The organism is Vibrio sp. 10N.261.55.A7 (assembly GCF_002877365.1).
Lineage (GTDB): Bacteria > Pseudomonadota > Gammaproteobacteria > Enterobacterales > Vibrionaceae > Vibrio.
The window spans coordinates 1-8,796 of record NZ_MCWZ01000312.1 but is presented as its reverse complement, the minus strand read 5'-3'; the positions used below and the strand labels follow the sequence as shown (position 1 = coordinate 8,796).

General features: G+C 44.6%; 8 protein-coding genes. 3 read left to right on the top strand and 5 right to left on the bottom strand.

Annotation, left to right across the window (positions count from 1 at the left end; translation table 11 throughout):
• Window positions 1-208: 208 nt before the first annotated feature.
• Together BCU12_RS18975 and BCU12_RS18970 are read right to left on the bottom strand one after the other, a co-directional pair.
• On the bottom strand, window positions 209-565 hold the full coding sequence (locus tag BCU12_RS18975; RefSeq protein ID WP_102405818.1) for a DUF2218 domain-containing protein: 357 nt from the start codon (window positions 563-565) through the stop codon (window positions 209-211).
• 96 nt (window positions 566-661) lie between these two features.
• Entirely contained in the window at window positions 662-2,656 is a 1,995-nt protein-coding gene (locus BCU12_RS18970; protein WP_102405817.1) for a TonB-dependent siderophore receptor, read from the bottom strand.
• A 115-nt stretch (window positions 2,657-2,771) separates the two neighbouring features.
• Between BCU12_RS18970 and BCU12_RS18965 the strand changes: the two genes are divergently transcribed.
• Window positions 2,772-3,797: an AraC family transcriptional regulator gene (locus BCU12_RS18965; RefSeq protein WP_241909876.1), complete on the top strand. Its 1,026-nt coding sequence runs from the start codon at window positions 2,772-2,774 to the stop codon at window positions 3,795-3,797.
• A gap of 65 nt (window positions 3,798-3,862) precedes the next feature.
• Entirely contained in the window at window positions 3,863-4,261 is a 399-nt protein-coding gene (cueR, locus tag BCU12_RS18960; protein ID WP_102405816.1) for a Cu(I)-responsive transcriptional regulator, read from the top strand.
• A gap of 83 nt (window positions 4,262-4,344) precedes the next feature.
• Here the strand turns inward: cueR and BCU12_RS18955 are convergent, their stop codons facing one another.
• Window positions 4,345-5,343, bottom strand: a complete 999-nt coding sequence (locus BCU12_RS18955; RefSeq protein ID WP_102405815.1) for a succinylglutamate desuccinylase/aspartoacylase family protein — start codon at window positions 5,341-5,343, stop codon at window positions 4,345-4,347.
• Window positions 5,344-5,545: 202 nt separating this feature from the next.
• Between BCU12_RS18955 and BCU12_RS18950 the strand changes: the two genes are divergently transcribed.
• Window positions 5,546-7,159 (top strand): alpha/beta hydrolase, encoded by a 1,614-nt coding sequence (locus BCU12_RS18950; protein ID WP_102405814.1) that lies wholly within the window; start codon window positions 5,546-5,548, stop codon window positions 7,157-7,159.
• Window positions 7,160-7,258: 99 nt separating this feature from the next.
• Here BCU12_RS18950 and BCU12_RS18945 read toward each other — a convergent pair whose 3' ends face one another.
• Entirely contained in the window at window positions 7,259-7,852 is a 594-nt protein-coding gene (locus tag BCU12_RS18945; protein WP_102405813.1) for an NAD(P)H-dependent oxidoreductase, read from the bottom strand.
• A 1-nt stretch (window position 7,853) separates the two neighbouring features.
• Window positions 7,854-8,759, bottom strand: coding sequence for an EamA family transporter (locus tag BCU12_RS18940; protein WP_102405812.1), 906 nt, complete (start codon window positions 8,757-8,759; stop codon window positions 7,854-7,856).
• Window positions 8,760-8,796: the final 37 nt, after the last annotated feature.

Genomic DNA, 8,796 nt, shown 5'->3' with positions numbered 1-8,796 from the left:
CTATTTGTCATACAAACGAATTTAGTTTGATCCAGCTCAAGATTCCTATTTATTTTCATCTAAAAATAAATACCAATTATTACTCAAAAGCCCACATATGGCAGGGGTAATGGGCCAAACTTAACAAAAGTTGAGTGTTATACCCCTTACCTTTCGCGATTCAAAAAACTAAAAAATAGTTGAATGGGTGGATTGCTTTAGCCGCTAATTAGTCATTACTCCAACATACTTCTATGGTTTCTCTCCTTGAGTACGTATCAATATGCTCAGAAATGATCAGTTTTTGATGCTCAAGTTGCTGCTTAGTGTCGGAAACACATTGAATGGTAAGCAGGTTAGCCTCATCGCTCACCGTCATGGTCGTGACCCCAACAGGGAAATAGACGGTGCCACTGGTTTCGTTCCATTTAGCATCTACTTTACGTGCAAAATGGCGACAGAGAACGGTGAGGTATTTACTCGCATGCTCAGATTGAATGATCGTCTCTGTTGCGAATGGGCCCACTTGATATTTCTCTGATTGAGAAGATAGCTCAGGTTGATTTGTTGGTAATGAAGTCGTCATAATTATGTTCGTTCACCAAGGTAGATGGTTTTATTTTAAGGATTGCAGATAAAACTAAGGCCCACTCGAAGGTGAGCCTTATTGCTTTAGGAAGTTTTAGAATTGGTAAGCAGCGGACAGTTTAACGTTGCGACCAGGCTCGTAGTCGTCCATCACGTATCCACGAGCAACACCCGTTCGAGATGCGTGCGATACGTATTGCTCATCAAAGATATTGTCGATACCAAATGTCAGCGACAAATCTTCTACGTTAGAAGGCAACCATTGCGCATACAAGTTATGGGTATCGTAACCTGCTTTTTTATCGTCGCCTTCGAAGACATTGTCTTCTTCAAGAACCACGATCGATGTCCAACCAAATAACGTCTCTATTGAATCAGCATAGTAATCCATCGACAATGCAATGCTGTCACCAATGTCAGAGCTTATGCCATTGCCATCATCAACAGGTAACCCTGTCTCTTTGTATTCATTATCCGATTTTGAATAAGACAACTTACCTGCAAATTGTTCGTAGCTGTAAGTGGTACTTAATTCAAAACCTTGAATTTCAATGTCACCACTGTTTTCTATTGTGTAGCCACTGCCATTCCAGTTTTCAACGATGTAGTCATCGATGTCGGTTTTGAAGGCCGTGAAGGTAACACCATAGCGATGTGCGCCATCTTGGTTGTTATAGCTAAAGCCCGCTTGGGAATTGAGTCCGGTTTCCGCTTTAAGCCCATCCGCTAACACGGTCTTATCTTGGTATCGAATGAATGACTCTAACAATTCAGGACCTTTAAATAGGCTTCGAGCATTCGCAAACACCGCCCAGTGTTGGTCAATATCCCAGTTTGTGCCCAGTGACCACGTTACATCGTCATAGCTGTGTGTTCCGGTCGTCGCTTTACGTTCGTAATCTTCGAAACGTAAGCCACCAGTGACAGACCAACTATCCACAAGGAAGATCTTATTTTCAGCAAACACTGCCGTCGAAATCGCTGACTCATCCATAAACTCAACACCACCATACGCACTGCTGCTAGAGTTATCGATATAGTCCACACCGTAAGTCATCTCATTGTCGAGGTCAGCGACCACGAAGTCAGATTGGAACGTCGCGTTTAAGCCTGTGTTGTTGTTCGTTGCAGTGTTAACAGACACACGGCTTGCCCATGTCCAGCCGGTTTTCGTTTCATCTCGCTCGATCTCTGTTTCGCTCGAGTAAAGTGATACCTTACCTTTGTGCTGCTCTGTTTCTAAACGGTAGCTCAGTGTTATTGTGTTTCGGTCATAAACAGTAGGGAGTAGTAGGTCATCACTTAACCCTTCGTTTGCACCGCCGTACATATCTGGTCGTGGGCTATAGTCACCTTCATCACTATAGTGATCATAGGAAAATTCAAAGCGATGTTCCTCAGAAGGTTCAAAGCCGAATTTCGCCATTACGTTATAGACATCACCTGCCGTGCCAAAGGTTTTCTGGCCACTACCATCAGTAAAGTCGTCACGACTGATCACGTGGCCATAGAGCATGGCGTCCACTTTGTCAGACAGCTTGCCATACACGGTTAACGAACCTTGTTGGTTGTTATTACTGGCGTAGCCTGCAAACACGCGTGCACCAAACGTTTCATCATAGCGAAGCAGGTCAGTTGCATTTTTTGTTTCAAAATACACGGAACCACCTAAACCACCCTGCGTCACAGAGTTATTACCCACTTGGATGTCCACGGCTTTCAAAATATCAGGGTTAAGCGTTAAGTTACCAATATGGTGGAACATTTTGGCGTACTGTGACGCGCCGTCGAGACGGATATCGAGATCGGTTTCATTCAATCCTCGAATGTGGATACGTTGGTTCAATGAGTGAGTCCCCCCCACATCGACACCTGGAACGTCACGCAACAAGTCAGACATATGATCCGCTTGCTTTAACGACATATCACTCACTCCGATCGATTCAGAGCTGCTTGATACTTTCGTACCCCATACTACAACCTCTTCGAGTGGCTTCACTTCTTCCGCAATGGTGGTGTTTGAGAGTGCGAGTCCAATCGCTAAACAGACCAATGATCGTTTTTGAGGACAAAACTGGAACTTTTCCATGTAACCTTCCGTAAATGCAAATGATAATAATTCGCAAGTATGATAGATTTCATTTGTATTAACGAAAAGATAAATGACTTGTGCAAAATCACCGACCTCTTATGAGAAATCGCCTATGAGTAATCACAACATCAGTGACAAAAGTAAAAAGCTGAGAAAGCCGAATGTTAAGAAGATCGCGCTCACGCAGAAAATAGAAGCGACCGAAAAACAGATTATTGTCAGCAAAGGAGAAAAAGAAGAAGCGCCACTGGCTGAAGGTCATTTCGTTTCTTATTGTTTCAACGATGGTTTTTCGATTCATGGCGGGCATTTCAACGAACTTGTTAACTCGAACGTCATTTCTACCGCGCCCAAATCTCTCATTGTCACCTTACTTATTGAGGGGCAGCTCAAGTTTGGTTACGACGATCTCACGTTTGATCTCGATACTTCTCGTCCTCACTCAGCGAGCCAACCTGTCGCGGTACTGGTCAATCTCAATAAGCCAGCGAGTTTCCATAGAAATATTTGTAAAGGCAATCGCGTCACCAAAATGAACCTGATGCTTCAACCGAAATGGATCAAAGAACGCCTCGGCCTGAATTGCAACATCAGCGCATTTTTAGAGACACACAAAAATTACTTAGCGATTGAGATTGATGAACAAATGACGGCGCTTGCGGAACAAATCATTGACTCAAAGCCACCCAACACCTTTATCGAAAAGCTTCAGTTTGAAACGCTTTCTTACTCTTTGTTTGTTCAGCTGCTCAATAAGCTAGCCCCGCAACTGAAACTAGAAGAAACCAAGTCAACGCTAGAACACCAGAAAACATCGCCTCAAGCCGATCACCGCATAGAAGATGTGATCAGTTATATTGAGTCTGAATTGGGTCACCCTCTTTCGCTTGAATCTATCGCACTGCGCTTCTCTATGAGTATTTCGAACCTGCAACGCAAGTTTAAACAGCAATTTGGATTAACCGTAAACAGCTACATTCGTTACCGTCGATTAGAAGTGGCCAAACAACATTTAGAACAAGGGCTGGTGAGCGTTACCGAAGCCGCTTATGAAGCGGGCTATCATCATCCTGCCAATTTTACCAATGCCTTTAAAAAAACCTTTGGCCGACCACCAACAACCTATGCCAAAATATAAGCAGTAGAGAGATTTGCAATACCGTTTCATGCGAATTGGAAAAGAGAGTAATTCAGAGGCACATTATGAATATTGGCACTGTGGCAAACTTAACGGGCTTATCCAGCAAATCGATTCGCTTATATGAAGACAAGGGCATCATCACACCGCCTAACCGCAGCGATGCCGGCTATCGTGAGTACTCCTCTAAAAATGTCCAAGAACTGAGCCTTATTGCCCGAGCAAAAAATGCAGGCTTCTCTTTGATTGAATGTAAGGAACTGGTTCAGCTTGCGCAAAACCCTAACCGCAAGAGCAGCGAAGTAAAATCGAAAACAAAAGAAAAGTTGGGTGAAATCGAACTCAAAATCAAAGAGCTCACCGATATAAAGAATCAATTGGAAAGTTGGGTATCAGCTTGTCCGGGCAATGCCGACAGCCAATGTCCAATAATCGATGACCTCACCAAAAATAGTGAGCGCTAATCGCACTGCACAAGCGACCACCGATCAGTTTACTCTACGTAATAGCAACAGTGCATTTACAGATTGCTCTTAACAAATTGCTATTAACGAATGAGCCTCACGACTAACGATCCTGGTGCTCTCACTGATTCCACGTTATGACTGATCACTGTTCCATCAATGGGTGCAGCGTAGGCTTCAATTTCGTCTCCAAAACTATTGTATTGTTTCGCCAGTAATTGGCCTTTTTTCACTCTGTCTAACAGCTTAACCTGACAAATCACAAAACCGCCTTGCTTTGCCCTCACACTCACGATTTCTTCGCCTTCAACACAGCTATTTTTCGTCGGTTTGACCTCGCCATCTATCATCTCTAATGAGCGAAGAATATTCATAATACCCTGGCTGGCTCTATCGACCATGTCCAAATCGGTGTAACGTCCAACGCCAACCTCGACAGTAATGGAAGGAATGCCTGCGCGGTTGTATACGGTTTCTAGAATGCCAGGGTCGCCGGGATCATTGAGTATGACGTCTGGGCTCATCAATCTTGCCATTCTAATGGAATCTTCCAGTCGGTAATCAGCAAAAACATACAATGGATAGGTCGAGCCACTGGTTTGAGAATGAAGATCGATGGCCAAGTCTGCATTGGGCTTAAGTAGGTTCTCCCACAAGCTGAAAGCGTATCGACTTGCGTCATCCCCAGTAGGGCTACCGGGAAACACGCGGTTTAGATTCGCCGACGAGCTATCAGGCGCGGCCGAATGAAAATCTCGGCTATGACGAGCAATTCCAGAGACGTTAACAGTGGGTACAATGGTAACGGTGCCTGCTAACTCAACATCGACTAAGGCTCTAGCAAGCTGTTGCGCGGTTAAGATGCCATTTTGTTCATCGCCATGGATCCCTGCGGTAATCACGATTCGCTTACCGGATCTTTTTCCTTTAAAAACTCTCACTGCCAGTGTTTGCGGGTGTCCAATGGCATCCGTCGCTATCGCAAACCAGAACTTATGCTCACCTGCACTCAGTGCATTAACATCCAATGCTTGTATCGTTGGGTACATAGGAACAATGTATTCGTTCATTGAAGCGGGCATCGAGTTTTCCTTAATTAGCGAGTAACAAACCTATGGTAACGCAATTGATTCCCCTACGCAGTATTTGCGCTCTAATGGTCGCCTCCCCTAATACATATTCTATATAAACCAATGATTTCCCCGCACCATCCTTTACTAATACAATCTTCTGAAATACATTCAAATCAGTGATACTTTACATGGGCCGAATAGGGATTTATCGATGTCGAAATGGAGAGAGTGTGGTTTGAATAAGTTGTCTAAAGCGATTTTACTGTTATCTATTCTATTTTCGACCTCATGTACCTATCTAAAGTATTCGGCTATTCAAAGTGAATACTCCAATGTTCACGAAGTCGCGCCGAGCAAGTTGAACCTCAAGCACATGATCAACCAAGACTCTTATTTTGTCTGGGGTCTGCCAATCACAGAAAACGAAGATGACACCAGTACGCCCATGCTCATCGCCGCTTATTCGAGTGAATTTGAAGAACATGAGCTCGTCGACACCATGTTCTTTACCGGAGTACTGACTCACTATGCTTTGAACCTACCAGAAGGCAACTATACGGTACTCATCTATGCAGACTCGAATGGCGATCAGCTTTTTGATCATTCAGAAGTCGTTGCAGAACATGAATTACAGCTTAATCCGAGCCGGTATCCGAACAAACTGGCAGAAGGCATTGATATTGCCCTCACCCAAAACACCACCGTAGAATGGGCCAAAGCAATACCTCAACCTGAGCGACCTCAACTCAAAACGTCCCTGTATTATCCAACGGGGACCATTAGAAGCCTTGATGACCCTCTGTTTGATAAGAGAGTTGCCACCATGGGCATGTACGATCCGGCCTCATTTCTTGAACTTGCTCCCACTATGTTTTTTTCATTAGGTGAAGACGTTGCACACAAGGTTCCCGTCATCTTTGTGCATGGGATAGGCGACAGTTCTCGCTCTTTCCAACCCATCATCAATAAGATGGATTTAGATCGTTACCAACCGTGGTTTTTCTACTATCCGTCAGGGGGTGATTTAGACCAGCTTGCCGATTTTTTCTATAGCATTTTCCTGTCAGAGAGCGTAGTTCCGTCAATGGACATGCCAATGATCGTTGTGGCTCATAGCATGGGCGGGCTAATAGTAAGAAGTGCGCTCAATAAAAGTGACGATAGAGAACACGGAAACAAGGTAAAACTGTTTGTGAGTATTGCAACGCCATTTGGCGGTCACCCAGCAGCCGCTTTGGGTGAGGAGCATGGATTCATTGTGTTGCCTGCATGGCGAAACTTAAACCCGAATAGCGCGTTCATTGACCAACTCTATAGCAAAGACCTACCCGACTACACAAACCACCAACTCTTCTACGCCTACAATAATGATGGCGTTGTGAAAATGGGTGAAAACAGTGATGGCGTGGTTCCGCTTTCTAGCCAATTGGACATTCGCGCTCAACAACAATCTGATGACCAATTTGGTTTTAACAGCAGTCATGTGAGCATTCTAAAAAATGATGACATGATTGATCTATTGCTGAAAAAGATGGACACGATTGAGAATATCTTCCCTGACTCACACATTAACCTCATTAATCAAGGTGGCTACAAGGTTGAAATAAGTGACGGCTACAGCCCGGTCAGTAAACACATTATTGGCTATGCCGGCCTCTACCTGATTAAGCTTGTAAATGGTCAAATAGAACCTATTAACCCTGAACACGCTCAATTTATTCAAATCATTAATGGTGAAGAAGCGCCGACAAACAAAGTGCAGGAAGACTTCATTCGCTTCATTCAAGACAACCCCGATATCGTCGCTTCCGCTTTAATGGACTAGTGCCTCATTAAAAAAATACAACAGTTGAATAATGCCGCCCGAGATAGATTGGGCGGCTCGGTATCAGTCAATAATGAAGGAACCAAATGGCCCCCGTCACTACATGCCATATCGGAAAGGCTTACCGACATTCACCATATCTCTATGGATAGGCGCTAACGCAGAAGCATAAGAAGCCAGTAGCTGCATCGTATACTCACTACGAGCATGAAGGTGAGAATTGGTGCATTCGTTGTCGGCATTGAAAGCATCATCCACATCTCTGAAAATGAGATGATCCGGTAAAAAGCAGACATGGTTATTTTTATTTCCCGTCATACGCAGTTCACTAATCGGGTAAACACCATTCACACTTGCTGAAACACTCACGAGCAGCGCCGCTTTATGGGCCAGTTCATCGTCAGTCGTCAACAGTAAGAAGTTTTTCAACGAAGGTGTCGCCATGCCATGCCATTCTGGTGTGATGAAAACAAACGCATCGGATTCTTTTAGTGTCTTTGCCACTGGTTTCCACTGGTCCCATTCTTCACTACCTTGCCAAACGCCTTCATTCCAAAATGGAAGGTTTAATTCGTGTAAGTCCAAGACTTCAATGTCATCAAAATGGGTATTCGCAAGACCTTCTAAATACTGTGCCACTGCTAGGCTTTTCGATTCTGCTCTTTGGCTTCCTGATACGATAGTGATTTTCATGTTAGTTCCCTTTTTCTGTTTGTAATGTAAGTTGAATTTTTGTTGGTTTGGCGGCTCTAGGCGCAGCCATCATGATTGAAACAAGTATTGCTACCGCGCCCAATAATTGAGCCAGTGTGAGTGTTTGATTAAGAATGAAGTAGCCGAGGAAACAGGCAGATACGCTGCTTAAGAATCCTAGGAAAGAGACCGTGACCGATGGCAGTTTTTCAATGCCATTGAACCAAAGGAAATAGCCCACGATGGCGCCGACGACACTCAAATAGCCATATCCAATGTAGTTCACGACCGTGAGCTGACTTGGAATGCCTTCCACCCAAAGCGACACGGGCAATAGCATTAATCCACCAAACAGAAGCTGCCATCCCGTGAAGCCCAGCATGCTCATACCCGATGGACGCCCCCATTTTTTTGTTAACACCACGCCAAGCGCCATGCTGAAGGTGCCCAATATCGCTATCAATAAGCCTTCAATATTCAGTTCGGCGGTGCTGTTTAACACCAAGAGGCTCACTCCCGAAATACCGACAACACTGGCGCTCAGTTGCAGCGGTGTAAACTTTGTCTTGAGTAAATGCCAGCTCATCAGCATCACAAGCACGGGTTGGCTAGACATAACAAGCGCAGCCATTCCTCCAGGTAAATAAGTCGCTGCGTAAAATAGGCAATAGAAAAACAGCCCTATGTTAAGAAACCCAAGCAGAGCCATTCGAGCCCACCATGCTCCGCTTAGCCATGCTCGACTCAATAACACAAGCAAGATTCCCGCTGGCAAGGCACGAATTGTTGAAGCAATAAGGGGGCTATCGGCAGGCAGTGCTTCGGTTGTCACTATGTAGGTACTGCCCCAAACAATGGGTGCGATTGCCGTTAACGCTATCGTCTTTATCTGTTGAGCCTTGTCCATGATGGTCTCCCTTAGTTGCTATCTTTATAAAAAGTAT

Coding starts and splice junctions, on each gene's coding strand:
- BCU12_RS18975 (WP_102405818.1), bottom strand. CDS start 565: ATGACGACTTCATTACCAACAAATCAACCTGAGCTATCTTCTCAATCA.
- BCU12_RS18955 (WP_102405815.1), bottom strand. CDS start 5,343: ATGCCCGCTTCAATGAACGAATACATTGTTCCTATGTACCCAACGATA.
- BCU12_RS18945 (WP_102405813.1), bottom strand. CDS start 7,852: ATGAAAATCACTATCGTATCAGGAAGCCAAAGAGCAGAATCGAAAAGC.
- BCU12_RS18965 (WP_241909876.1), top strand. CDS start 2,772: ATGAGTAATCACAACATCAGTGACAAAAGTAAAAAGCTGAGAAAGCCG.
- BCU12_RS18970 (WP_102405817.1), bottom strand. CDS start 2,656: ATGGAAAAGTTCCAGTTTTGTCCTCAAAAACGATCATTGGTCTGTTTA.
- cueR (WP_102405816.1), top strand. CDS start 3,863: ATGAATATTGGCACTGTGGCAAACTTAACGGGCTTATCCAGCAAATCG.
- BCU12_RS18950 (WP_102405814.1), top strand. CDS start 5,546: ATGTCGAAATGGAGAGAGTGTGGTTTGAATAAGTTGTCTAAAGCGATT.
- BCU12_RS18940 (WP_102405812.1), bottom strand. CDS start 8,759: ATGGACAAGGCTCAACAGATAAAGACGATAGCGTTAACGGCAATCGCA.